This window comes from Enterobacter cloacae complex sp. S2 (assembly GCF_015159675.1).
GTDB lineage: Bacteria > Pseudomonadota > Gammaproteobacteria > Enterobacterales > Enterobacteriaceae > Enterobacter > Enterobacter intestinihominis.
Map to the genome: position 1 here is coordinate 82,055 of NZ_JADDTS010000017.1, position 25,468 is coordinate 107,522.

Consider the following 25,468-nt stretch of genomic DNA (forward strand, 5'->3'; position numbering starts at 1 on the left):
GATGATTTACCTTTCTGCCGTTGGCATGGTCAACGCGCTCGGCAACTCGGCTGATGAAATAGCGGCAAACCTGAACGCTGGCGTGGCCCCCGGGATGCGCCAGCGTGCGGGCTGGCTACAGGGCTTACCCGAGGCCGTGCTGGGCGGGGTGGAGGGTGATCTTCCCCCTGTTCCCGGGTCTTTTTCTGCGCATCGAAGTCGCAACAACCAGCTGCTGCTGGCGGCGCTGGCGCAAATCCGGCCCGCCGTCGATGCGGCCATTGCGCGCGTGGGGCGCGACCGCGTGGCGGTGGTGCTGGGCACCAGCACCTCCGGACTGGACGAGGGTGATGAGTACGTGCGCCGCGCGCAGAACGGCGAGCGCAGCCCGCAGTGGCAATATCCGCAGCAGGAGCTGGGCGATCCGTCGCGCTTTCTCGCCAGCTGGCTTGCGCTGGACGGCCCGGCGTATACCATCTCGACCGCCTGCTCCTCCAGCGCACGGGCGATCATCAGCGGCCGTCGCCTGATCGACGCCGGTCTGGTGGACGTCGCCATCGTCGGCGGGGCCGACAGCCTGAGCCGAATGCCGGTCAACGGCTTCAACAGCCTGGAATCCTTCTCCCCGACCCTGTGCGAACCGTTTGGCCGCAACCGTCGGGGGATCACCATTGGCGAAGCGGCAGCACTGATGGTACTGACCCGCGAGCCGGGCGAGATTGTGCTCCTGGGCGCGGGGGAATCCAGCGATGCGTACCATATTTCCGCCCCACATCCGCAGGGCGAAGGGGCGATCCGCGCCATCACCCAGGCGCTGAACGAGGCGGGCATGACGGCGGCGGACGTCGGTTATATCAACCTGCACGGCACCGCCACGCCGCTGAACGATCGCATTGAGGCGCAGGTGATCCACGATCTCTTTGGCGACCGCGTGCCGTGCAGCTCCACGAAACATCTTACCGGCCACACGCTGGGTGCCGCCGGGATCACCGAGGCCGCCCTGAGCTGGCTGATCCTGACCCGAGACCTGCCGCTGCCGCCGCAGGATTTTTCCCGCTACGCGCCGGACGACACCCTGCCCGCCTTCGGCCTACTGCACCAGAGCGCACCGCTGAAAAAAGCGGTGATCCTGTCAAACTCCTTCGCGTTTGGCGGCAACAACGCCAGCCTTCTGCTGGGGAGAGTATGATGCGCTACTTACCACCCGGGGATTATCTTCCTCACGACACGCCGATGCTGCTGCTTGAGAGCGTGGAAAGCGTCACCGATGACCGCGCCATTTGCAACGTGACGGTGAACGAACGGGGCGTTCTGGCGCCGTTTCTGGACGCAGGCGGCAACCTGCCCGGCTGGTTTGCGCTGGAGCTGATGGCTCAGACCGTGGGCGTCTGGTCTGAATGGCACCGGATGCAAAAAGGGCTGCCGCACTGTGCGCTGGGTATGGTGCTGGGCGCGCGCGAGCTGGTGTGCGACGCAGGGCATTTTGCCGCAGGCAGCACGCTGATCATCACCATCGAACGTCTGATGCAGGATGAGCGCTTTGGCAGCTTCGAGTGCACCATTCATGCGGATAATATTTCCCTCGCCACGGGCCGCGTAAACACCTTCCAGCCGAGCGAGGAAGAATTAACCACACTTTTTAACCAGGGAACACCATCATGAGATCCGTACTGGTCACCGGCGCCAGCAAAGGCATTGGCCGCGCTATCGCCCTTCAGCTTGCGGCGGACGGTTTCACCGTCGGCGTGCATTACCATCGTGATGAAGCGGGCGCGCAGGAGACGCTGGAGGCGATTGTCCAGGCAGGCGGCGCGGGCCGTTTACTCACCTTTGACGTGGGCAACCGCGAGCAGTGCCGTACGGTGCTGGAACAGGCGATCGCTGACCACGGCGCGTGGTATGGCGTGGTCAGTAACGCCGGTATTACCCGCGACGGCGCATTTCCGGCGCTCAGCGACGATGACTGGGACAGCGTGATCCACACTAATCTCGACAGTTTTTATAACGTCATTCATCCCTGCATTATGCCGATGATCGGCACCCGCAAGGGCGGGCGGATCATCACCCTGTCGTCGGTGTCAGGCATTATGGGCAACCGTGGGCAGGTGAACTACAGCGCGGCGAAAGCCGGGATCATCGGCGCCACCAAAGCGCTCGCCACCGAGCTGGCAAAACGCAAAATCACCGTCAACTGCATCGCGCCGGGGCTGATTGATACCGGTATGATCGAGATGGATGAAGCCGCGCTGAACGCGGCGATGTCGATGATCCCGATGCAGCGTATGGGCCAGGCCGAGGAAGTGGCCGGGCTGGCGAGCTACCTGATGTCGGATAAAGCAGGCTATGTGACGCGACAGGTGATATCGATCAACGGAGGCATGCTATGACCCGCCGGGTAGTGATTACGGGCATGGGCGGCATCACCGCATTCGGCGAGGACTGGCCGACCATCTCGCGCCGTCTGCGCGAGTATGAAAATGCGGTACGTACCATGACGGAGTGGCAGGCGTATCACGGCCTGCAAACCCTGCTCGCCGCGCCGATTGAAGATTTCACTCTGCCCGCTCACTATACCCGTAAGCGCATTCGCGCCATGGGCCGCGTGTCGCTGCTCTCAACCCGCGCCACCGAGCTGGCGCTGGAGCAGGCGGGCCTGATCGACGACGCGGTACTGACCAACGGTCAGACCGGCATCGCCTACGGCTCGTCGACGGGCAGCACCGGACCGGTCAGCGAGTTTGCCTCCATGCTCACCGAAAAGCACACCCACAACATCACCGGCACCACCTACGTGCAGATGATGCCGCACACCACGGCGGTGAATACCGGACTGTTCTTTGGCCTGCGCGGACGGGTGATCCCCACCTCAAGCGCCTGTACTTCTGGCAGCCAGGCGATTGGCTACGCCTGGGAAGCGATTCGTCACGGCTACCAGACCGTGATGGTGGCAGGCGGCGCGGAAGAGCTGTGCCCGTCGGAAGCGGCGGTTTTCGATACCCTGTTTGCCACCAGCCAGCGTAACGACGCGCCTAAAACCACGCCGTCGCCGTTTGACGTTCAGCGCGATGGCCTGGTGATTGGCGAAGGGGCGGGCACGCTGGTGCTGGAAGCGCTGGATCACGCCAGAGCACGCGGGGCGACAATCTATGGTGAGATCGTGGGCTTTGCCACCAACTGCGATGCGGCGCACATCACCCAGCCCCAGCGTGAAACCATGCAGGTGTGTATGGAGCAGTCGCTGGCGATGGCGGGCCTTAGCCCTCAGGACATTGGCTACATTTCTGCCCACGGCACGGCAACCGATCGCGGGGATATCGCCGAGAGTCAGGCGACCGCCGCTATTTTCGGCGACAGCGTGCCCATCTCATCCTTAAAGAGCTATTTCGGCCATACCCTGGGTGCCTGCGGCGCGCTGGAAGCCTTGCTGAGTCTGCATATGATGCGGGAGGGCTGGTTCACGCCGACGCTCAATTTAAGACAACCGGATGAGCAATGCGGCGCTTTAGATTATATTATGGGGGAAACCCGCCCGATTGATTGCGAATTTATTCAGAGCAATAACTTTGCCTTTGGCGGCATTAATACCTCGATAATCATTAAACGCTGGGCGTAACTATGTACCAGTTTGTACTGGGAAAGATCTCCACCCTTAGCGCGGACCCGCTGGCGTCAACGCTCGCAGACATGGCACCTCAGGGTGCGCGATACGCTTCCTGGCTTGCAGGCCGGACGCTGCTCGCCAGAACTTTATCCCCCTCACCACTTCCCGAGATAATCTACGGCGAGCAGGGAAAACCGGCCTTCGCTAACGGCCATCCGCTGTGGTTTAACCTGAGCCACAGCGGGGACGACATTGCCATGCTGATAAGCGATGAAGGCGAGGTTGGCTGCGATATCGAAGTGATCCGCCCGCGGGAGAACTGGCAGGCGCTGGCGAATGCCGTTTTCAGCCTCACCGAGCATGACGAGCTGGAGCGTGAAGCGCCGGAAGAGCAGCTTTCCGCATTCTGGCGCATCTGGACGCGCAAAGAGGCGATCGTCAAACAGCGTGGCGGCAGCGCGTGGCAGATTGTCAGCATTGACAGCACCGCCCAGTCGCTCCCGGTCAGCCAGCTGCGCTTCGGCTCGCTGAGCCTGGCGGTCTGTACTCCTACGCCTTTCACCTTAACGGCGGAATCGGTGACTTACTCCGGTATTTCTGCAGCATAAAAAACGGCCATTCGGGTTAAAACCGAAATGGCCGTTGTACATTTAATGCGTTGCTAAGCTTATTTTAAATTATCAGGAAAGTTTTTTGGCAACTCGCTGGCAGCATACGCAATAACGCTATCGTCATTCGCACCGCAGTCGCGTACAAAAGTAATCGTCGCAAATTCATCAATCACTTCGGTTGGATACGCTGGCCCGGCATCACGGTAGCTGTTCATCAGCGGAATGTGATCATTCTGGAAGCAGACGGTTTTTTCCGGATTATTCATGACCCAGCGTGGGAAGAAGATGGTGCCGTGGAACAGGCGATCGCCCAGGTTCACAATCAGGCTCACGTCGGTACCGGTTGGCTCCGTCCAGGAAATTTTATAGATGCTTTCCCCGACGCGGACAATGTAGGCCTGCTGATCTTTCACCCAACGATTGCCCACCAGACCGCTGTGAATACGGTAGTCGAGCGTGTTCTCGTTTTTAACGTAAATTTCGTAGTTCCAGCCATTGTCGTAGGTATATACCAGATGTTTGCCGACGAAGCCGCTTAAATCATGTTTATCGAAGGTGCTCATAAGATGTCTCCTTTGTTTTGATGAGACGATCGTACCCCTTCAAAAAATGAATGAATAACGCTATGTTTGAATCAAATTCATCCAAAATTTAGATTAATCATGCACAAGACGACGCTCGAACAGTGGGCCTTGCTGGAAAGAGTCATCGAGGCTGGCAGCTTCGCTAAGGCGGCGGAAGAGACCCATCGCAGCCAGTCCTCGGTCAGCTATAACCTGTCGCTTTTGCAGGAGCGGCTGGGCGTAGCGCTCCTGATGACAGAGGGACGCCGTGCCGTGCTGACCCCGGCGGGTGAGCTGTTGCTGAATCAGGTTAAACCGCTGCTGAAAGCCTTCGCCTACGTTGAAACGCGCGCTGCAACCCTGCGCAGCGGGATGCGAACCCGTATCGACCTGATGGTAGACAGTATTTTTCCACGCAGTCGGCTGTTCGCGATTTTGCGCCAGTTTCAGCAGCTGTACCCGCAAACGCAGGTGCGGCTTACCGAGGTGCTGGAAAACAGCCGCGCAGATGCGCTCAATGATGAGGCCGACGTGATGGTCTTAACCCGCCGCCAGGACATTACCGGCCTGGGGGAATGGCTGATGAATATCGATTTTGTTGCCGTAGCGCATCACGCGCACCCGCTGTTTGCGCTGGATACACCGCTTAACGACGAGATGCTACGACCGTGGCCGCGCATTCAGATCGCAGACAGCCAGCCCACCGTTCGCCCCACCGGGGAGTCGTGGACATTCTCCACCATCGATGCCGCGATCGAAGCAGTGATGTATCAGGTTGGATATGGCTGGTTACCGGAAGAACGCATTCAGACCCCGCTCCAGCAGGGCATCCTCAAAATCCTGCCCCTCAGCCACGGCGTTCGACGCGCCACGCCGCTGCACCTCATCGTTAAACGCTCCCTCAGCCCGCTGGACGAGCAGGTTGAGACGCTGTTGCGCCTTTTTAAACAGGAGCCGTCATCGTCAACTGCTACGCTTTAAGTTTTGAACCATAAAACGACAAGGAGTGAACGATGAAAATCGATTTAACGGGGAAAGTAGCGCTGGTGACCGCGTCCACCGGCGGTATTGGGTTTGCCATCGCCCGCGGACTGGCGGAGAGCGGTGCGGAAGTGATCGTCAACGGGCGCAGCGTCGACTCGGTGAACAAAGGCATTCAGGCGCTCCAGCAGGTGGTGCCAGGCGTACAGGTCCGTGCCGCCATCGCCGACCTGAGCTCGCAGGAGGGCGTTGACGAACTGCTCAGGGTCGCCACGCACGTCGATATTCTGGTGAATAACGCCGGGATCTATGGCCAGCAGGATTTTTATTCCACCGACGACGAGACCTGGGAACGCTACTGGCAAACCAACGTGATGTCCGGCGTGCGCCTCTCCCGTGCCCTGCTGCCCGGTATGGTACAAAAAGGCTGGGGTCGGGTAGTGTTTATCTCGTCAGAATCGGCCTGCAATATTCCTGCGGATATGATCCACTATGGCGTGACAAAAACCGCCCAGCTCTCGCTGGCGCGCGGTCTGGCGAAGTTCGTGGCAGGCAGCGGCGTCACGGTGAACAGCGTGCTGCCGGGCCCGACAATGTCGGACGGTTTTGCCGCAATGATGAAAGACGAGATGGAGAGAACCGGCAAATCGCTGGAGCAGCTGGCGAAAGCGTTCGTGATGGAGAATCGCCCCAGCTCGGTTATTCAGCGCGCCGCAACGGTAGAAGAAGTGGCGAATATGGTGGTGTATGTCTGTTCCATGCAGGCCTCCGCGACTTCCGGCGCGGCGCTGCGCGTTGACGGTGGCGTGGTGGATGACATAGTTTGACCCGTCAGCCCACAGGTTCGAGAAAAAATGAGATCGGATAGAAGGACTGTGAAGGTAAAGCAGGTAAACTAGTGAACAGAATGTGTATTTCAGCTAAGACGTATTTATGACCAATATGATTGCCGACGAAGCCGTGGCGAAGTCCAGCGTGCTCTCTGTCTTTGACTTTGATGGTACGTTGACGCACCACGACAGTTTTATTCCGTTCCTGCGCTTTGCCTTTGGCAAGCGCTACTTTGCGGGTCGCCTGGTGCGCATGGCCCTGCCCACGCTGCACTGCGTGCGTCGCAAGCTGACGCGTGATGAGCTGAAAGAGGTGTTGATCAAAACCTTCCTGACGGGGGTGGATGAGCACTGGTTACGTCAGCAGGCAGAGGCCTTCTGTGAAAAATACTGGAACAAGCTGATGCGCCCGGAAGGGGTCATGGCTGTCGCCAACGAAGTTAATTCCGGTGCGGAAGTGACGATTTGCTCCGCCTCCCCGGCGCTGGTATTGCAGCCGTGGGCCGATAAGCTCGGCATTAAGCTGATTGGCACGCAACTGGAAGTGAAAGACGGCAAGCTGACCGGGCGGATCACCGGTAACAACTGCCGCTGCGCGCAGAAAGTGGCGAGGCTGGAAAAGGTGTATGGCGATCTGAACGCATATCACCTGCGCGCCTGGGGCGACACACGTGGCGACCACGAGCTGCTGGCGGCGGCGCAGGATCCGCACTGGCGCCATTTCCATCATCCGCGCAAGCGCCGAAACTCACCAATTAAGGGTTAGGTGCGGCCCGGTGCCCTCACCCCGGCCCTCTCCCACAGGGAGAGGGAGAAAAGCGATACATCAGGCCTCACGTTTCCCCGGGAACATCACGCTCGCAATAATCCCCAGCGCCAGTACCCCCAGCACCACAAACAGGCTTGCCGTGGCACCGATGTTATAGCCGTGATGCCAGAAGTGATCGGTCGCATTCAGCCCCAGCTTGAACGCCACGAAGAACAGCAGTAACACTACCGCTTTCTCAAGATGCACCAGATACTGCTTCAGCGCTTCCAGCACGAAGTAGAGGGTACGCAGGCCGAGGATCGCGAACATCATGGCGCTGTAGATAATCAGCGGCTCGCGGCTGACGGCAATGATCGCGGGAACGGAGTCGAAGGCGAACATCACGTCGGACAGCTCTACCACCGCCACGCAGAGCAGCAGCGGCGTCGCGTAGCGCTTCGCCTTCTTCACGCGACCTACCATCACATCCTTGTTTTCAGGCTTCTCCAGCTCGGCGTCCACCTCTTTTTGGGTCAGGATAAACGCGTGGCTGCTGATTTTTGGCCAGACCGGATAGAAGCGTTTTACCAGGCGGTACGCCAGATGGTTGGAGTAATCCTCGACTTCATCACTCTCTTCATTGCGTTTCAGCATCATCACCGCCGTCCAGCCGACGACCAGCGCAAAAATCACCTCAACGTATGGCCCCAGGCTCAGCAGGCTGGTGCCGATGGCAACAAAAATACCGCGGAACACAATCGCCCCCAGCACGCCCCAGTAGAGCACGCGGTGACGATACTTATCCGGCACGCCGAACCAGGCGAAGATCGCCATCATCACAAACAGGTTGTCGACGGAGAGCACCTCTTCCAGTGCATAGCCGGTGAGGAACAGACTGGCCATCTCCGCGCCGTGGTGCACGTATAAGAAGCCAGCAAACGCCATCGCCATCATGACCCAGAAGATGGACCACATGGCCGCGCTTTTCAGCGAGATCGGTTTATCGTGACGGTGCATGAAGAGGTCGATAAACATCGCCCCAACGGCCATCACCACAAAGACAACAACGGTTTCCGTCGGGAAACCGAGATGAGCAGCAGACATAGACAACCCTTTTAAGAAGACAAAACACAACACCATGCAGGCTGGCGTAAACCAGAAGTGAGAATGGGGGAGCGTGTTATTCGCCTATACCCCACAAAACCGCAGCTCTTTGGCTGCGCAAGGTGTGTACTTTACCTCACAACGAGGGGTGGCGCATCTGTCGTTTAGGCTCACGAGGTAAAGCCCGTTAACTGTGAGTCACGTCTTATTTACATCATTTAAACCTTCCATTAACTGGATAAAAAGAAGGCGCCGACGCTATAGTGGTTTTGTTTAATAAAACCGAGTTGTACCTGATAAAACCAAGAACAGACCCTGCGAGGAACACATGACAGAACATATTCGTAATGGCACTGCCGCCACTGAGGACATAGAAAGAGAGACTATGCGCAAGGTGATCTGGCGTATCCTCCCGTTTCTGATAGTCAGTTATCTGGTCTCCATTATCGATCGCGGCAATATCGGCATGGCTTCGCTACAGATGAATGAGGATCTCGGCCTCAGCAAAGCGGCGTTTGGCTTCGCCAGTAGCCTCTATTTCGTGGCGTATTTTCTGTTTGAAGTTCCAAGCAATCTGGCAATGCAGAAAGTTGGCGCACGTCTGTGGATCCCCCGCATTATGATCAGCTGGGGGGGGGTATCCATGTGTATGGCACTGGTACAAAACACGACGTCGCTTTATATCGTGCGTTTTCTGCTGGGTGCCGCGGAGGCGGGCTTCTTCCCCGGCGTCGTACTCTTTCTGACCTGGTGGATCCCTTCCCGCTACCGTGCGCGAATTATCGCGTCCTTTATGGTCGCGATCCCGCTGGCCAATTTTATTGGCTCGCCGCTGTCCGGGTTGATTCTGTCGCTGGATGGATGGCTGGGTCTGCGCGGCTGGCATCTGCTGTTTATCATTGAAGGTTTACCCGCCGTCCTGCTGGGTATTGCCGCCTGGTTTGTTCTTCGCGATCGTCCGCACCAGGCTAACTGGCTTAACGCGGAACAGAAAAAATGGCTGGAAACGACGCTTGAAACCGAGCGTCAACAGCAAAAAAATATCGGACACCAGACGACATGGCAGCTGCTCAGGCATCGTCAAATCTGGCTGCTGGCGCTGATTTACGCAGGCGCGTCATCAGCGGGCACCACCATCAGCGTCTGGTCACCGCAGCTGCTGAAATCGTTCCACCTGGATAATCTGGAGACGGGTCTGTTCAACGCCATTCCTTACGGTCTGGCATCCGTACTGATGATTGTGTGGGGACGCAGTTCGGACCGAACCAACGAACGCCGCTGGCATACCGCTCTGACCCTTTTCATTATTGCCGCAGGCGTATTTGCCGCCTTTGTCAGCGTCTCTCTTTCCGCCACCATTGTTATCCTGAGCATCATGCTGATAGGGGCGTATTCAATGAAGGGGCCTTTCTGGGCGCTGGCGTCAGGCTGGATGAGCAGCACGTCGGCGGCTGCGGGCCTGGCTGCAATTGGCGCCATCGCTAACCTTATCGGCGGTGCGGTGATGGTCAACGCTTACGGTATTATCAACGAACGGACGGGTAGCCACACGCTGGCCATGCTTCCTCTGGCGGCGTTATGCGTCACGGGGGGTATCGCGGTATTGGTGATGGGACGCCACGCCCGCAATGCTCAGTTGCATGAAAAGCAGGTCACCCATTAGACATAACAAAAGCGGGACGCACGTCCCGCTTTATGCTTAGAGACTCTCTTCCGCAGTATCCTGCGTTTCCCCATAAAACTGCTGGCAAAAAGGCTTACTGGCCCCCATTTTCTGTGACAGGCGGCTGGCGGTGGCATGCATTAGCTGGCTGATCCCCTGTTCACGGCGATCTTCAGTCAGTCTGGAGATGGGCCCGGTCAACGCCAGCGCCGCAATCAGCTTGTCATTGACGCCGAAGACGGGCATTGCGAACGCCGCAGTATGCGGGTCACGGGCGCCTGCGGTATAGAGCGGAACAGCGGGCTCCCCCTCTGGCAGCGCGTCATTAAGGCCCCAGTGGCGAAGCACTTTACTGATGGCAGAATCGTCCAGCGGAAACTGAGTACCCGGCAGATTGCTGTGACGCAACCCGTGCGATGCTTCTGCCCGGAACAGGCACAGACGTTGCCCGCCTTCTAACACATACCAGCTGGCGCTCTCCTGAGAGGCCTGTGATAAAGCCTGAAGCTCAGGCTGCACCACCCGGGAAAGATGGAAAGATTGTTCATAAAGTTTGCCAAGGTAAAGCAGACGTGGGCCAAGCGCATAATTGCCGTCATCATGCCTGACGACATAGTTCATTCGCTCAAGCGAATTCATTAACCGGTAAACCGTGGTTTTGTGATAACCCGATAGCTGCGCCAGCGCGGTCAGCGTCAGGCTCTCATCGCCGGGACGGAAGCAATCCAGTAAAGCCAGCGCCTTTTCGACCGCTACAACGCCTTCGTTACCCATCATCATCTCCTTTTCTGCTCGGCAGTGAGTGTACCTCAATTTTTGTGAGTCACTTCGTGTTTACATCACAAACGCCATCGCAGATCTGGCTAATGGGAAAGTAACACCGCTATAGTTGTTTTGCATTGTACACCTGCATTGTACACAGTAAAATAATATGGAGGCATATATGTCCGTTTCTGAAAAATCATTGATTAATCGTCAGGTCGAACGCGTATCGGCTGAACAGGTTCACCAGGCTGCCGAGTATCAGGCCGCCATTCTGGCGGATGTTGCCGGTCGCCGCGGTACACTCCATGGTCGTATCAAACCGCTCGCGCCTCACATGGCCGTTGCGGGCCCGGCAGTCACCGTGGAGGTGCGCCCGGGAGATAATCTGGCCATCCATGCCGCAATGGCCGTAGCACAGCCTGGCGATGTGTTGGTTGTTGACGGGAAAGGCGACCTGACCTGTGCGCTGCTCGGTGAGATTATGGCGACGCAGGCCCAGGCAAGCGGTATTGCGGGCATCATCATTGACGGGGCGGTACGTGATGCCGATACCCTGAGTAAAGGGCACTACCCCGTCTTCGCCGCCGGTCTTAACCCCTGTGGCCCGACAAAATCCATTCCTGGCCGGGTTAATCACCCCATCTCTATCGCTGGTGCAACGGTACGAGCCGGGGATCTGGTGGTCGCGGATATCGACGGCGTGGTGGTGATCCCGCGTGATGAAGTGCAGGCCGTTATCGCCATGGCCAAAGGGAAACTCGAAACAGAGACCCGACGTATTGCTGCTATTCGTGAGGGCGATTTACGTCCACACTGGCTTAACGACGCGCTGCGTAAGGCAGGCATGTTATCTGACGGGGAGACGCTGTAATGGAAGACAAACGCGTTGTACTGGTCACGGGATGCGACCTGGCGGACCAGGCTGTCAACATGCTGCGAGACTTTGACGTGGTGTATGCCGGTCACCAGCCCACAGAAGATCAGCTGGTTACGCTGTGCGAACGGCACAATCCTGTGGCCATCCTGGTGCGTTACGGCAAAATAACCGCAAGGATCATGGATGCAGCCCCTGCATTACAGGTTATATCGAAACACGGAAGCGGCATTGACGTGATAGACCAGCCAGCGGCAGCGGCGCGTAATATCGCCGTTCGTTCCGCCCCCGGCGCCAATGCGGCAGCGGTTGCAGAACATACCTGGGCATTGATCCTTGCCTGTGCCAAATCCGTGGTCACCCTTGATAAACGCCTGCGCGACGGGCACTGGGATAAAGCCACGCACAAATCTATCGAGCTGGAAGGCATGACGCTGGGGCTTATCGGTCTGGGGGCGATTGGCTCGCGGGTTGCGCTGGTGGGGCAGGCATTCGGCATGCAGATTGTGGCGTATGATCCTTACGCTAAAACGATGCCATCTGGTTGTGAACGGGCAAACACCTTACCCGACCTTTTATCCCGTGCCGATGTTATCTCATTGCATTGTCCGCTCACTGACGACAACAGAGGAATGATCAACGCAGACACGCTCGCGCACTGTAAACGTAACGCGATTCTGGTGAACACAGCGCGCGGCGGGTTAATTAACGATGAAGCCCTGTTACACGCGCTGAAGGATGGAACCTTGCACAGCGCAGCACTCGACAGCTTTACCAGCGAGCCACTGACCGCCCCGAACCTGTGGCAGACCGTCGATAACGTCATCATTTCGCCGCATATTGGCGGCGTCAGCGCAGCGTCATACATCAAGATGGGAACCGTGGCCGCCAGCAATATTCTGGACGTTGTACACCTGACTGACGTCGCCGTCAGCCCCTAAAATGCAATGATGAATGACCGCGCCCGCTTGTCATTTACCCTCAGCGAGTGCCTGCGCGCATGCCCAGGCACTGGCCCACGCCCACTGGAAGTTATACCCGCCGAGCCAGCCGGTCACGTCCATCACTTCACCAATGAAATAAAGACCCGGCACGTTGCGGGCTTCCATCGTGCGGGATGAGAGTTCGTGTGTATCCACGCCGCCCAGCGTCACTTCCGCCGTGCGGTAGCCTTCGGTGCCGTTTGGCTGCACGCGCCAGTTCGTCAGCGTCTCCACCAGCGTGTCCTGCTCGCGGCTGTTGAGCTGCTTAAGCGCAACATCCGGAATTTGCCCTAACACCTGCAAGCACTCCACGAGACGCTTCGGCAGCTGCATCGCCAGGGTATTTTTCAGGCTTTGATTCGGGTGCGCGGCGCGTTGCTCATTGAGGAAGGCGTCCAGATCGCAGTCCGGCACCAGGTTTACGGAGACAAACTCCCCCGGCTGCCAGTAGCTGGAGATCTGCAATACCGCTGGCCCCGAGAGACCGCGATGGGTAAAGAGCAGGTTTTCGCGGAACACCGTGCCGTCTTCGGCCGTAATGACCGACGGCACAGACACGCCGGAGAGCGTCTGAAGCTGTTCCAGCAGCGGCTTATGCAGCGTGAACGGCACCAGCCCGGCGCGCGTGGGTAATACTTTCAGGCCAAACTGCTCGGCTATTTTGTAGCCGAACGGTGAGGCACCCAGCCCCGGCATCGAGAGGCCGCCGCTGGCGATCACCAGGTTATCGGCGCTGACGGTTTCGCCGTTGAGTTGCAGCATGTACCCTTGCTCGTTACGGGCGACGTCCAGCACTTCGGTGCGCAGGCGCATGACTACGCCGCCTTTCTCGCACTCGGCCACCAGCATATCCACGATTTGCTGGGCGGAGTCGTCGCAGAACAGCTGTCCCAGCGTCTTCTCATGCCACGCGATACCGTGTTTACCCACCAGTTCGATGAAATCCCACTGCGTGTAGCGCGCCAGCGCAGATTTACAAAAATGACGGTTCTGGCTCAAATAGGCCGCAGGCTCGACATAAAGATTAGTGAAATTGCAGCGCCCGCCACCGGACATCAGGATCTTGCGGCCAGGCTTTTTTCCGTTATCCAGCAGCAGCACACGACGACCCGCTTGTCCGGCCATTGCCGCACAAAACATACCCGCCGCACCGGCGCCAATTACTACGGCATCAAACCTTTCCACGTCAAAATCCTCTTCGTTAACTGCCGCGGATTGTAAAGTTTCCTCAGTGGTCGCACCAGCGTAAAAAGATATTACAAAGCCATTTCATTGATATTTAAAGATTATCTATTCAGGCACATTTCTCAAATCAGGTGGTATGTCAAAAAAAGTCTATATTTCACTTTGCCCGTTGCGCATTTGTCCTGGATAATGCGCCGCGTTCATGTCCTCAAAATGGCGTAACGTCCTATGCTACATTTGTTTGCCGGCCTGGATTTACATACCGGGCTTTTATTATTGCTTGCTCTGGTTTTTGTGCTGTTTTACGAAGCGATCAATGGCTTCCACGACACTGCAAACGCAGTTGCAACGGTTATCTACACTCGCGCAATGCGATCGCAGCTTGCGGTCGTTATGGCGGCGGTATTTAACTTTTTTGGTGTCCTCCTGGGCGGACTGAGCGTTGCCTATGCCATTGTGCATATGCTGCCAACGGATCTGCTGCTTAACGTGAGTTCCGGTCATGGCCTGGCCATGGTGTTCTCAATGCTGCTTGCTGCGATTATCTGGAACCTCGGTACCTGGTATTTCGGCCTGCCGGCATCCAGCTCTCACACCCTTATCGGCGCGATTATCGGTATCGGTTTAACTAACGCCCTGATGACCGGTACATCGGTTGTTGATGCGCTGAACCTTCCTAAAGTACTGGGTATTTTCGGCTCTCTGATCATCTCCCCTATCGTCGGTCTGGTGGTAGCAGGTGGATTGATTTTCATCCTGCGTCGCTACTGGAGCAACACGAAGAAACGTGCACGTATCCACCTGACGCCAGCAGAGCGTGAGAAGAAAGACGGCAAGAAAAAGCCGCCGTTCTGGACGCGTATCGCGCTGATCATTTCCGCTATCGGCGTCGCCTTCTCTCATGGCGCGAACGATGGTCAGAAAGGTATCGGTCTGGTGATGCTGGTTCTGATTGGCGTCGCACCGGCAGGCTTCGTGGTTAACATGAACGCCTCTGGCTATGAGATCACCCGTACCCGTGATGCGGTAAACAACGTTGAGACTTACTTCCAGCAGCATCCTGATTTGCTGAAGAAAGCGACCGGCGTAGACCAGTTGATCCCTTCTCCTGACTCTGGCGCACTGACTGCACCGGGCGAGTTCCATTGCCACCCGGCAAACGCGATTAACGCGCTGGAACGTGCGAAAGGCATGCTGGCCGATATCGAAAGCTACGACAAACTGGCTGTAGAACAGCGTGGTCAGCTGCGTCGTATCATGCTCTGTATCTCCGACGTGACCGATAAAGTCGCGAAGCTGCCAGAGGTCAATGCTGACGATAAGCGTCTGCTGAAGAAACTGAAAGGCGATATGCTCAACACCATTGAGTACGCGCCAATCTGGATCATCATGGCGGTCGCGTTGGCGCTGGGTATCGGTACGATGATTGGCTGGCGTCGTGTGGCGACCACCATCGGTGAGAAGATCGGTAAGAAAGGCATGACCTATGCTCAGGGCATGTCCGCGCAGATGACGGCGGCAGTGTCTATCGGTCTGGCGAGCTACACCGGTATGCCAGTCTCCACCACCCACGTACTCTCTTCGTCCGTGGCAGGTACCATGATTGTTGACGGCGGCGGTTTGCAGCGTAAAACCGTGACCAACATTCTGATGGCCTGGGTGTTCACCCTCCCGGCGTCCATCCTGCTGTCTGGCGGTCTGTACTGGATTTCGCTGAAGCTAATTTAATCGGCTGAAGGCGACAAAAAAGCGGGTCAGGAAACTGGCCCGCTTTTTTTATGCTCAGTGCCATATCATCAGCGCAATCATACTCACCACAACCAGACCACACAGGGCGCTGGTCAAAATGAACTGACGACGCAGGCGCTCGCAGCGACGGATAAACTCTTCATCGTGGTGATCGCGGTAGCGCTGGTAGTAGATATACCCCACCAGACGCATCTGCTTGCTGGGCTGTCCGTGCGAGGTGAAGAACCCTCCACCGTCCACATATTGATAAAGCAACGGATCGCAACCACGAAGTACCACTAACAGCGCACGTAACGATGAGAAGTAGCGCGCCATATTCACTATGCAAACCACGCATAACGCCCAAAACAATGCGACGGTGCTAATCATACATCCTCCCCGGCGTCCACCCACGAAGCAAGGCTCCTGAGCTACCGCACCCCAATGCCCTGACAGACAGTTCAGTGAAAGAGTGACTAAAAGTCGATCCGGTTCGCGTTTTAATATCCGAACGGCTCATTAAATAGTGTAGGAGATCCGTTAATTTTTTTGCCACAAGGTTAATCGTTATCAACACCAAAGCTTGAAAAATATGTTTAACTGGGCCGTAATGAAAGCATCAGACGACGGCTTTCCCATTTAGTCATCGATAACTTAAGGAAGGAGTAACACTATGGCTTACAAACACATTCTTATCGCGGTAGACCTCTCCCCGGAGAGTAAAGTGCTGGTTGATAAAGCAGTATCCATGGCACGTCCCTACAACGCGAAAGTTTCGCTGATTCATGTTGATGTGAATTACTCCGACCTCTACACCGGTCTGATCGACGTGAATCTCGGCGATATGCAGAAACGCATCTCCGAAGAGACTCACCACGCGCTGAGCGAGCTTTCTACCAACGCGGGCTATCCAATCACTGAAACCTTAAGCGGTAGCGGCGATCTGGGCCAGGTGCTGGTTGATGCGATTAAGAAATACGATATGGACCTGGTGGTATGCGGTCACCATCAGGACTTCTGGAGCAAACTGATGTCTTCCGCACGTCAGCTGATTAACACCGTACACGTGGATATGCTGATTGTTCCACTGCGTGACGAAGAAGACGAGTAAGTGCAAAAAAGCCCGGTGGCGCTAACGCATACCGGGCCTACAAGCGGCACTGAATGTAGGCCGGGCAAGGCGAAGCCGCCACCCGGCTTTTTTTATTCCGGCGTACCTGAGTAGATATCAAAGCGATGCCCTTTGGTGGTCACCGCGTTAGTGGTCGCAACGTCCGCCAGCGGCGGCGCATAGTCAGGACGTTTCACCACCACCCGCTTCGTCGCCAGTTGACGAGCCGGCTCCAGCAGGCCATCGGCATCTAAATCTGGCCCCACCAGCGACTGAAACACTCGCATCTCTTTCTTCACCAGCGCGCTTTTCTGCTTATGCGGGAACATCGGGTCGAGATAGACCACCTGCGGGCGCGGGGTGATATCGGTCAGCGCCGTCAGGCTGGAGGCATGAATAAGTTGCAAACGTTCCTGTAACCACGAGCCGATTTCCGGGTCCGCATAGCCTCGCGTCAGCCCGTCGTCGAGCAGCGCGGCGACAACCGGATTACGCTCCAGCATCCGAACACGGCAGCCCACCGAGGCCAGCACAAACGCATCGCGCCCCAGCCCCGCCGTGGCGTCCACCACGTCCGGAAGATAGCTCCCTTTAATGCCAACCGCCTTGGCCACCGCTTCGCCGCGACCGCCGCCGAACTTACGCCGATGCGCCATCGCGCCGCCGACAAAATCGACAAAAATCCCGCCAAGCTTTGGCTCATCGCGCTTGCGCAGCTCCAGATGTTCCGGCGTCATCACCAGCGCCATCAGGTTCTTTTCATCATGTTCCAGCTCCCAGCGGGCCGCCAGAACAGATAAGGCGCCGTCACCGGCGCCTGTTTCATCTACTAAGCAGATCTTCACGTAGCAATCAGCCTTTGATTCCGTAATGCTCCAGCATCGCATCCAGCTGCGGCTCGCGGCCACGGAAGCGTTTGAACAGCTCCATAGGCTCTTCTGAACCGCCGCGGGTCAGGATGTTGTCGAGGAACGACTGACCGGTTTCGCGGTTGAAAATCCCCTCTTCTTCGAAGCGCGAGAAGGCATCCGCCGCCAGCACGTCGGCCCACAGGTAGCTGTAGTAGCCTGCGGCGTACCCGCCTGCGAAGATATGGCTGAACGCGTGCGGGAAGCGTCCCCAGGTCGGGCCTGGAATGACGGCAACCTGCTTTTTAATCTCAGCCAGGGTTTCGAGGATTTTCGCCCCCTGCTCCGGGCTGAACTCGGCGTGCAGGCGGAAGTCAAACAGGCCGAACTCCAGCTGACGCAGGATAAACATCGCCGCCTGGTAGTTTTTCGCCGCCAGCATTTTATCCAGCAGTTCTTTCGGCAGCGGTTCGCCCGTTTCGTAATGACCAGAGATAAACGCCAGCGCGTCCGGCTCCCAGCACCAGTTCTCCATAAACTGGCTTGGCAGCTCGACCGCATCCCATGGCACACCGCTGATACCAGCGACGCCAGCGGTTTCGATGCGGGTCAGCATGTGGTGCAGGCCGTGACCGAACTCGTGGAACAGGGTGATCACTTCATCGTGGGTAAACAGAGCAGGTTTGCCGCTCACCGGACGGTTGAAGTTACAGGTCAGGTAGGCAACAGGTTTTTGCAGGGAACCATCCGCTTTACGCATCTGGCCCACGCAGTCGTCCATCCACGCCCCGCCGCGCTTGTTCTCACGCGCGTAGAGATCGAGATAGAAGCTGCCGCGCAGCTCGTTGTTCTCGTCATACAGCTCGAAGAAGCGCACGTCCGGATGCCAGACCTCGATGTCGGTACGCTCTTTCGCGGTAATGCCGTAGATGCGCTTCACTACCTCGAACAGACCGTTGACGGCTTTGTTTTCCGGGAAGTACGGACGCAGTTGTTCGTCGCTGATGCTGTAGAGGTGCTGTTTCTGTTTTTCGCTGTAGTATGCGATATCCCACGGCTGAAGCTCGTCCACGCCGAACTCCGCTTTCGCAAAGGCGCGCAGCTGAGCTAACTCTTTTTCACCCTGAGGACGGGCGCGTTTCGCCAGATCGGTCAGGAAGTCGAGCACCTGCTGTGGGTTCTCGGCCATTTTGGTGGCGAGGGATTTATCCGCGTAGCTGTCGAAGCCCAGCAGCTGTGCCAGCTCGTGGCGCAGGGCGAGGATCTCCGCCATCACCGGGCTGTTATCCCACTTACCGGCATTCGGCCCCTGATCGGAGGCGCGGGTGCTGTAGGCGCGGTACATCTCTTCGCGCAGGGCCTGGTTGTCGCAGTAGGTCATCACCGGCAGATAGCTTGGGATATCCAGCGTTAACAGGAAGCCTTCCTGCTCTTTCGCTTCGGCCTGGGCTTTTGCCGCCGCCAGCGCACTTTCCGGCATACCGGCCAGTTCGGATTCATCGGTAATCAGCTTCGTCCAGCCCATGGTGGCGTCGAGGACGTTGTTGCTGTACTGGTTGCCCAGCTCGGACAGGCGCGCAGCGATTTCGCCGTAGCGAACCTGTTTTTCTTTTGGCAGGCCAATCCCGGACAGTTCGAAATCACGCAGCGCGTTATCGACCGATTTTTTCTGCGCCGTGTTCAGTTCGGCATAATGGTCGCCGTCGCGCAGGTCGCGGTAGGCTTTGTAGAGCCCCTCGTGCTGGCCGACCCAGGTGCTGTACTCGGAGAGCAGCGGCAGGGTCTGTTCGTAGGCTTCACGCAGCTCCGGGCTGTTTTTCACCGAGTTCAGGTGGCTCACCGGGGAGAAAATGCGCCCCAGCACGTCGTCCACTTCGGCCAGCGGCTGACACAGATTTTCCCAGGTGTACGGCGCGCCCTGCGCGACCACGTTCTCTACCGCCGCGCGGCAGTTTTCCAGCGACTGGGTAACGGCTGGAACCACATGCTCAGGGAGGATTTTAGAAAACGGTGGCAACGAAAAAGGCGTCAGTAATGGATTGGTCATAAACGCTGTCCTGTTGAAATAGATGAATGAAGCGCGCATCCGGCGCTGTGCATATTGTTTTCTGTAATGGGGTTAAGTGTAGAGGATTTCAATGCCGGAGGTTGTCGAAAAACGCCCTGTGGCGCTGCGCTTACCGGGCCTACGGGTAATCTGTGCCGTTCTGCTGTAAACTGTGGAAAATCGTCAATTCAGCGGAAAATCATTACCCATGCTCAGTTATCGCCACAGCTTCCACGCTGGCAACCACGCCGACGTCCTTAAACACACCGTTCAGAGCCTGATCATTGAAGCGCTTAAAGAGAAAGACAAGCCGTTTCTCTACCTGGACACCCACGCGGGGGCGGGCCGTTATCAGCTGAGCGGCGAACATGCCGAGCGTACCGGTGAATATCTGGAAGGCATCGCCCGTATCTGGCAGCAGGACGATCTGCCTGCCGAACTGGAGCCGTACATCGGCGTGGTGAATCATTTCAACCGCAACGGCCAGCTGCGCTATTACCCTGGCTCTCCGCTGATTGCCCGCCAGCTGCTGCGCGAGCAGGACAGCCTCCAGTTGACCGAGCTGCACCCAAGCGACTTCCCGCTGCTGCGCGCTGAGTTTCAGAAAGATAACCGCGCCCGCGTGGACAAAGCCGATGGCTACCAGCAGCTAAAAGCCAAACTACCGCCGGTTTCGCGTCGCGGCCTGGTGCTGATCGACCCGCCGTACGAAATCAAAACCGACTATCAGGCGGTGGTGGCCGGTATCAACGAAGGTTACAAACGCTTTGCGACCGGAACCTATGCCCTGTGGTATCCGGTAGTGCTACGCGCGCAAATTAAGCGCATGATCAAGGATCTGGAGGCGACCGGCATCCGCAAAATCCTGCAGATTGAGCTGGCGGTGCGGCCCGACAGCGACCAGCGCGGCATGACCGCGTCCGGCATGATTGTGATTAACCCGCCGTGGAAGCTCGAAGCGCAGATGAACAACGTGCTGCCGTGGCTGCACAAAACGCTGGTGCCAGCCGGTACGGGCCACACCACCGTAAGCTGGATCGTGCCGGAGTAATCGCAGCCATCGGTGGAACCTATTGATTTCAGGTATACAATCGCGGCAATTCACGATTAAGGACAAAAGCTATGACTAAGCATTATGACTACATCGCAATCGGCGGCGGCAGCGGCGGCATCGCCTCCATCAACCGTGCGGCCATGTACGGCCAGAAGTGTGCGCTGATTGAAGCCAAAGAACTCGGCGGCACCTGCGTAAACGTGGGTTGTGTACCGAAGAAAGTGATGTGGCATGCCGCGCAAATCCGTGAAGCTATCCATATGTATGGCCCGGACTACGGCTTTGACACCACCATCAACCACTTCGACTGGGATAAGCTGATCGCCAGCCGTACCGCCTATATCGACCGTATTCACACCTCGTACGATAACGTGCTGGGCAAGAATAACGTCGACGTGATCCGCGGCTTCGCCCGTTTCGTGGATGCGAAGACGATCGAAGTGAACGGCGAGACGATCACCGCCGATCACATCCTGATCGCCACCGGTGGCCGTCCGAGCCATCCGAACATTCCGGGCGCGGAATACGGCATCGACTCCGACGGGTTCTTCGAGCTGCCTGCTCTGCCAGAGCGCGTTGCCATTGTAGGCGCGGGTTACATCGCGGTTGAGCTTGCTGGCGTGATTAACGGCCTTGGGGCGGAAGCTCACCTGTTTGTGCGTAAACACGCGCCGCTGCGTAGCTTTGATCCGCTAATCGTCGACACGCTGGTCGAGGTGATGAACGCCGAAGGCCCAACCCTGCACACCAACGCCGTGCCAAAAGCGGTGGTTAAAAATGCGGACGGTAGCCTGACCCTGGAGCTGGAAGATGGCCGCAGCCAGACCGTTGATTGCCTGATCTGGGCGATTGGTCGTGAACCGGCCACCGACAACTTCAACCTGGCCGCAACCGGGGTGAAAACCAATGAAAAAGGCTACATCGTCGTTGATAAGTTCCAGAACACCAGCGTACCGGGTATTTATGCCGTTGGTGATAACACAGGTGCCGTAGAACTGACGCCGGTTGCCGTGGCCGCGGGGCGTCGTCTTTCCGAGCGTCTGTTTAACAACAAGCCGGACGAACATCTGGATTACAGCAACATCCCGACCGTGGTCTTCAGCCACCCGCCAATCGGCACCGTCGGCTTAACCGAGCCGCAGGCGCGTGAGCAGTACGGCGACGATCAGGTGAAAGTGTATAAATCGGCGTTTACCGCGATGTATACCGCGGTCACCTCGCACCGTCAGCCGTGCCGCATGAAGCTGGTCTGTGTGGGCCCGGACGAGAAGATCGTCGGCATCCACGGCATAGGCTTTGGCATGGACGAGATCCTGCAGGGCTTTGCGGTGGCGCTGAAGATGGGCGCAACGAAAAAAGACTTCGATAACACCGTGGCGATCCACCCCACTGCGGCAGAAGAGTTTGTAACAATGCGTTGATATTGATGCCCCTCTTCAAAGGGGCATTTTTTTAACATTCATAAATCGTTGCAAAACGAATGCTCCGAAAATCGTGATCTACCGCACATATCCCTCCACATCCACCGAAGCGAATGTCTACGCTTATAAGACGCCCGGAAAAACCTGTCTTTTAGAACACACAACCGGAGGTCCTTATCACCATGTTCAACCAGAAACTACAGGCTACCGAGAACATCGAGTTCGAGATTGCAGAAGAGCTGCGCTACGAGACCGATCCCTGCGAGTTGAAACTGGATGAAATGATTGAGGCGGAGCCGGAACCCGAAATGATCGAGGGGCTACCTGCCTCCGATGCCCTGACGCCTGCCGATCGTTATCTTGAACTGTTCGAACATGTGCAGTCGACACGGCTGTTTGCGGACAGCAAAACTTTCCCAGACTGCGCGCCGAAAATGGACCCGCTGGATATCCTGATCCGCTACCGCAAGGTGCGTCGTCACCGTGATTTCGACCTGGCGCGCTTTGTGGAGAATCACTTCTGGCTGCCGGAGGATTACAGCAAAGAGTACGTCTCCGATCCCGGCTTCTCCCTGAAAGAACACATTGATAACCTGTGGCCGGTGCTGACGCGCGAGCCGCAGGATCACATCCCGTGGTCGTCGCTGCTGGCTCTGCCGCAGGCCTATATTGTGCCCGGCGGGCGATTCAGCGAGACCTACTACTGGGATTCTTATTTCTCCATGCTGGGGCTGGCAGAAAGCGGTCGTAACGATCTGCTGAAATGCATGGCCGATAACTTCGCCTGGCTGATTGAGCGCTACGGACATATCCCGAACGGCAACCGCACCTACTACCTCAGCCGCTCCCAGCCGCCGGTTTTTGCCCTGATGGTGGAGCTGTTTGAAGAGGACGGCGTGCGCGGGGCGAAGCGCTATCTTGAGCATCTCAAGATGGAGTACGCCTTCTGGATGGACGGGGCGGAATCGCTGCTGCTCAACCAGGCCTATCGCAGTGCGGTGCGCATGCCGGATGGCTCATTGCTCAACCGCTACTGGGACGATCGTGATACGCCACGGGATGAATCCTGGATTGAGGACGTTGAAACCGCCCGTCATTCCGGTCGCCCGCCGAACGAGGTGTATCGCGACCTGCGCGCCGGGGCAGCCTCAGGATGGGATTACTCGTCCCGCTGGCTGCGCGATCCTGCGCGGCTGGCCAGTATCCGCACGACGCAATTTATCCCCATCGATTTGAACGCATTCCTGTTCAAACTGGAGAGCGCTATCGCCAATATCTCAGCGTCGAAAGGGGATAAAGAGACGGCTGAACTATTCCGCCAGAAAGCCAGCGACCGGCGCGCGGCGGTGAACCGCTATCTGTGGGACGAAGAGAACGGCTGTTATCGTGATTACGACTGGCGCCGTGAAGCCCTGGCGCTGTTCTCTGCGGCCAGCATTGTGCCGCTGTATGTGGGCATGGCGACGCATGAGCAGGCTGAACGGCTGTCCGATGCCGTTAAAGCCCGTCTGCTCACGCCGGGCGGTATTCTCGCCACCGAATATGAAACAGGTGAGCAATGGGATAAGCCGAACGGCTGGGCACCGCTACAATGGATGGCGATCCAGGGGTTCAAGCAGTACGGCAACGACTCGCTGGGGGATGAGATCGCTTGGAGCTGGCTGCACACGGTAAACCATTACTACAAAACCCATCATAAGCTGATTGAGAAGTACCATATCGCCAGCAGCACGCCACGCGAAGGTGGCGGGGGGGAGTATCCGTTGCAGGATGGCTTCGGCTGGACGAATGGGGTGGTGCGGCGGTTGATTGGGTTATATGGTGAACCTTGAGCCTTGCCCCTCACCCTAACCCTCTCCCCTGAGGGGAGAGGGAAAAGTTAACGAATCACCTCATAAATGGCAGTCTGGATGGACTGCCATTTTTTTGTACTGGCATCGGGCTGCGTCTTCGCGCGGCGCGTTGCCATATCGGCGTCGTGCTGCTGACGTTTCACTACCGCCGGGACGGTACAGAATGCTTTCAGGTACTGCTTACGCATAGACGTCAGCGATTCGCCGTTCGCCATCGCATGGCTAAGCGTATTAATAAAGCGTCGGCAGGGCTTTTGCTCTGTCATTTGCAGGCGGTAGCGCAACATCACTTCCAGCACGTCATCGTAGCCTGCCGACAATGCCTCCTCCGTCCATGACATTTTCCAGTCCATGCCACCCTGCAAGAACAGGAGCGCCACGCGGGTATCATTGCGGCTAATCGCTGAACGGAAGTTGTTTTCATCCCAGGTGACACCCATCCGCGTCAGCGTTTCTCGCGAGGAAGGCGTTTCGCGCATCTCCTGCACCGGTGCGGGAGATGCCGTGCTGGCCACAGCCGGCTGCGGTTTACTGCTGGTCACCAGCCAGAATCCCCCCACGACAATCGCGATAACCATCACGACAACCGCTCCCCACAGCACGCCGGAAATCAGCTGTTCGCGCTGCTCTGGCGTACGCGCGGCGCGCTGAGTCGGTTTCTCTATGCTGTCACGCACTTCAAACAGATCGCCGCCTGTTGTGCGGTCTATTTTTTGCGCCTTTTCCCAGAATGCATGCAGCTCGCTTTCATCCACCGCCATCAGCGCCGCCGGGTTAACGCGTGTCCGCCCTTCCTCAAACGCGCGCTGAACGGAGCGGGTGATCTGCGTGTAATAGCTGTCGAGCAGCTGGATTTGCGCCCCGCTCAACGGCTGCTGCACGGTGATGCTGTTGCGGATTTGACGGATATCTTCGAGGAAGGTTTGCAGGGTTTTGCGGGGTTCTACCAGCAGCGTCAGCATGTCCGGGGCGTTAAACAGCGACGCGTAGTAGCGGCTAAATTCTTTCTTATCCACCAGCAGCTGGGCCAGCTCACTAAATAACATGCCGCTCAGAACATCATTAATTTCACCGTTTTTCAGCCAGCGACGCACACGTTCAGCATTAAACAAGGTCTTAAGATGATTATTCAGCCGCACCGGATCGGGCCATGCCTGCTGTATCAATCCTTTTATCATCAGCTCAATGGCACGCACCTGTTTCTGCGCCTGGAGCTGGCTCGCCTTGTCTGGCACCCTCCCGGTATCGTAGGTCAGAAGGGGCTGTTGCAGACGCAGATATTCAAGGGATGTGACGAAGCGCATCGCCGCAATCAGCTGGTTTTCGCTGACATCCTGCCCGCTTTCATACTGGGGAACGCGCTGCTGAAGCAAGCGTAATTGCAGCGTAAAGGCTGTCATTTCCGCATCATTCAGGTTCAGCTTTCTGGCTACGGCGCCCCACCCGCCCAGCCCCAGGCGGGCGCTATCCAGTTGTTCCAGAAACCAGCGTGGATCTTTTCCTTCAGAAACATGTACAT

At 57.3% G+C, this 25,468-nt stretch carries 24 protein-coding genes; 16 read left to right on the forward strand and 8 right to left on the reverse strand.

Translation table 11 applies throughout. The annotated features are described in order from the left end of the window. Position 1 precedes the first annotated feature (1 nt). The 5 genes from IPZ49_RS09370 to acpT are packed head-to-tail and all read left to right on the forward strand — an operon-like array spanning position 2 to position 4,188. Complete coding sequence (locus tag IPZ49_RS09370) at positions 2-1,168, forward strand: beta-ketoacyl-[acyl-carrier-protein] synthase family protein (RefSeq protein WP_063146805.1); 1,167 nt, start codon at positions 2-4, stop codon at positions 1,166-1,168. Next, positions 1,168-1,641 (forward strand): dehydratase, encoded by a 474-nt coding sequence (locus tag IPZ49_RS09375; protein WP_022649690.1) that lies wholly within the window; start codon positions 1,168-1,170, stop codon positions 1,639-1,641. The genes IPZ49_RS09370 and IPZ49_RS09375 overlap by 1 nt, the downstream gene beginning before the upstream one ends. Next, positions 1,635-2,366, forward strand: a complete 732-nt coding sequence (locus IPZ49_RS09380; protein WP_032626847.1) for a 3-ketoacyl-ACP reductase FabG2 — start codon at positions 1,635-1,637, stop codon at positions 2,364-2,366. The genes IPZ49_RS09375 and IPZ49_RS09380 overlap by 7 nt, the downstream gene beginning before the upstream one ends. Next, positions 2,363-3,592: a beta-ketoacyl-ACP synthase gene (locus tag IPZ49_RS09385; protein ID WP_063146806.1), complete on the forward strand. Its 1,230-nt coding sequence runs from the start codon at positions 2,363-2,365 to the stop codon at positions 3,590-3,592. The genes IPZ49_RS09380 and IPZ49_RS09385 overlap by 4 nt, the downstream gene beginning before the upstream one ends. Before the next feature lie 2 nt (positions 3,593-3,594). Further along, positions 3,595-4,188 carry a 4'-phosphopantetheinyl transferase AcpT gene (gene acpT / locus IPZ49_RS09390; RefSeq protein ID WP_022649693.1) on the forward strand — a complete coding sequence of 198 codons (594 nt, stop codon included), beginning with the start codon at positions 3,595-3,597 and terminating at the stop codon, positions 4,186-4,188. Positions 4,189-4,247: 59 nt separating this feature from the next. Here the strand turns inward: acpT and IPZ49_RS09395 are convergent, their stop codons facing one another. Further along, complete coding sequence (locus IPZ49_RS09395; protein ID WP_063146807.1) at positions 4,248-4,754, reverse strand: phenolic acid decarboxylase; 507 nt, start codon at positions 4,752-4,754, stop codon at positions 4,248-4,250. 99 nt (positions 4,755-4,853) lie between these two features. Here IPZ49_RS09395 and IPZ49_RS09400 point away from each other — a divergent pair, with 99 nt between their 5' ends. From IPZ49_RS09400 to IPZ49_RS09410, 3 genes are all read left to right on the forward strand, one after another. Continuing rightward, complete coding sequence (locus IPZ49_RS09400) at positions 4,854-5,735, forward strand: LysR family transcriptional regulator (RefSeq protein WP_023298821.1); 882 nt, start codon at positions 4,854-4,856, stop codon at positions 5,733-5,735. Positions 5,736-5,767: 32 nt separating this feature from the next. Then, positions 5,768-6,562: an SDR family NAD(P)-dependent oxidoreductase gene (locus IPZ49_RS09405; protein ID WP_022649696.1), complete on the forward strand. Its 795-nt coding sequence runs from the start codon at positions 5,768-5,770 to the stop codon at positions 6,560-6,562. 106 nt (positions 6,563-6,668) lie between these two features. Further along, positions 6,669-7,331 (forward strand): HAD family hydrolase, encoded by a 663-nt coding sequence (locus IPZ49_RS09410; RefSeq protein WP_022649697.1) that lies wholly within the window; start codon positions 6,669-6,671, stop codon positions 7,329-7,331. A gap of 60 nt (positions 7,332-7,391) precedes the next feature. On the opposite strand, the gene IPZ49_RS09415 is transcribed toward IPZ49_RS09410, so the two are convergent. After that, complete coding sequence (locus IPZ49_RS09415) at positions 7,392-8,417, reverse strand: TerC/Alx family metal homeostasis membrane protein (RefSeq protein WP_023298822.1); 1,026 nt, start codon at positions 8,415-8,417, stop codon at positions 7,392-7,394. Positions 8,418-8,745: 328 nt separating this feature from the next. On the opposite strand from IPZ49_RS09415, the gene IPZ49_RS09420 reads away from it, so the two are divergent. Beyond that, positions 8,746-10,080 (forward strand): MFS transporter, encoded by a 1,335-nt coding sequence (locus IPZ49_RS09420; protein ID WP_063146808.1) that lies wholly within the window; start codon positions 8,746-8,748, stop codon positions 10,078-10,080. Positions 10,081-10,116: 36 nt separating this feature from the next. Here IPZ49_RS09420 and IPZ49_RS09425 read toward each other — a convergent pair whose 3' ends face one another. Then, positions 10,117-10,854 carry an IclR family transcriptional regulator gene (locus tag IPZ49_RS09425; RefSeq protein ID WP_032674096.1) on the reverse strand — a complete coding sequence of 246 codons (738 nt, stop codon included), beginning with the start codon at positions 10,852-10,854 and terminating at the stop codon, positions 10,117-10,119. Positions 10,855-11,023: 169 nt separating this feature from the next. On the opposite strand from IPZ49_RS09425, the gene IPZ49_RS09430 reads away from it, so the two are divergent. Then, the gene (locus tag IPZ49_RS09430) at positions 11,024-11,716 is read left to right on the forward strand and encodes an RraA family protein (RefSeq protein WP_063146809.1); all 693 of its coding nucleotides are present in this window, start codon (positions 11,024-11,026) and stop codon (positions 11,714-11,716) included. Further along, complete coding sequence (locus IPZ49_RS09435; RefSeq protein WP_063146810.1) at positions 11,716-12,660, forward strand: hydroxyacid dehydrogenase; 945 nt, start codon at positions 11,716-11,718, stop codon at positions 12,658-12,660. The genes IPZ49_RS09430 and IPZ49_RS09435 overlap by 1 nt, the downstream gene beginning before the upstream one ends. A gap of 30 nt (positions 12,661-12,690) precedes the next feature. On the opposite strand, the gene IPZ49_RS09440 is transcribed toward IPZ49_RS09435, so the two are convergent. Continuing rightward, positions 12,691-13,887 carry an NAD(P)/FAD-dependent oxidoreductase gene (locus tag IPZ49_RS09440; protein WP_063146811.1) on the reverse strand — a complete coding sequence of 399 codons (1,197 nt, stop codon included), beginning with the start codon at positions 13,885-13,887 and terminating at the stop codon, positions 12,691-12,693. Positions 13,888-14,115: 228 nt separating this feature from the next. Here IPZ49_RS09440 and pitA point away from each other — a divergent pair, with 228 nt between their 5' ends. Further along, entirely contained in the window at positions 14,116-15,615 is a 1,500-nt protein-coding gene (pitA, locus tag IPZ49_RS09445; protein WP_022649706.1) for an inorganic phosphate transporter PitA, read from the forward strand. 54 nt (positions 15,616-15,669) lie between these two features. On the opposite strand, the gene uspB is transcribed toward pitA, so the two are convergent. Further along, a complete protein-coding gene (gene uspB / locus IPZ49_RS09450) occupies positions 15,670-16,005 on the reverse strand; it encodes a universal stress protein UspB (RefSeq protein WP_003861224.1) in 336 nt (111 codons plus the stop codon). A gap of 283 nt (positions 16,006-16,288) precedes the next feature. On the opposite strand from uspB, the gene uspA reads away from it, so the two are divergent. Continuing rightward, a complete protein-coding gene (gene uspA / locus IPZ49_RS09455; protein ID WP_003861223.1) occupies positions 16,289-16,726 on the forward strand; it encodes a universal stress protein UspA in 438 nt (145 codons plus the stop codon). 92 nt (positions 16,727-16,818) lie between these two features. Here uspA and rsmJ read toward each other — a convergent pair whose 3' ends face one another. After that, positions 16,819-17,571, reverse strand: coding sequence for a 16S rRNA (guanine(1516)-N(2))-methyltransferase RsmJ (rsmJ, locus tag IPZ49_RS09460; RefSeq protein ID WP_032677156.1), 753 nt, complete (start codon positions 17,569-17,571; stop codon positions 16,819-16,821). A gap of 7 nt (positions 17,572-17,578) precedes the next feature. After that, positions 17,579-19,621 (reverse strand): oligopeptidase A, encoded by a 2,043-nt coding sequence (gene prlC, locus IPZ49_RS09465; protein ID WP_045622204.1) that lies wholly within the window; start codon positions 19,619-19,621, stop codon positions 17,579-17,581. Between the two features lie 208 nt (positions 19,622-19,829). Between prlC and IPZ49_RS09470 the strand changes: the two genes are divergently transcribed. From IPZ49_RS09470 to IPZ49_RS09480, 3 genes are all read left to right on the forward strand, one after another. Then, complete coding sequence (locus IPZ49_RS09470; protein ID WP_023298830.1) at positions 19,830-20,672, forward strand: 23S rRNA (adenine(2030)-N(6))-methyltransferase RlmJ; 843 nt, start codon at positions 19,830-19,832, stop codon at positions 20,670-20,672. 71 nt (positions 20,673-20,743) lie between these two features. Beyond that, positions 20,744-22,096: a glutathione-disulfide reductase gene (gorA, locus tag IPZ49_RS09475; RefSeq protein WP_022649710.1), complete on the forward strand. Its 1,353-nt coding sequence runs from the start codon at positions 20,744-20,746 to the stop codon at positions 22,094-22,096. Between the two features lie 182 nt (positions 22,097-22,278). Continuing rightward, entirely contained in the window at positions 22,279-23,928 is a 1,650-nt protein-coding gene (locus tag IPZ49_RS09480) for an alpha,alpha-trehalase (protein ID WP_022649711.1), read from the forward strand. A gap of 47 nt (positions 23,929-23,975) precedes the next feature. Here IPZ49_RS09480 and IPZ49_RS09485 read toward each other — a convergent pair. After that, positions 23,976-25,468, reverse strand: a 1,493-nt coding sequence (locus IPZ49_RS09485) for an STY4199 family HEPN domain-containing protein (RefSeq protein ID WP_193762840.1), incomplete at its 5' end; no start/stop codon positions are given.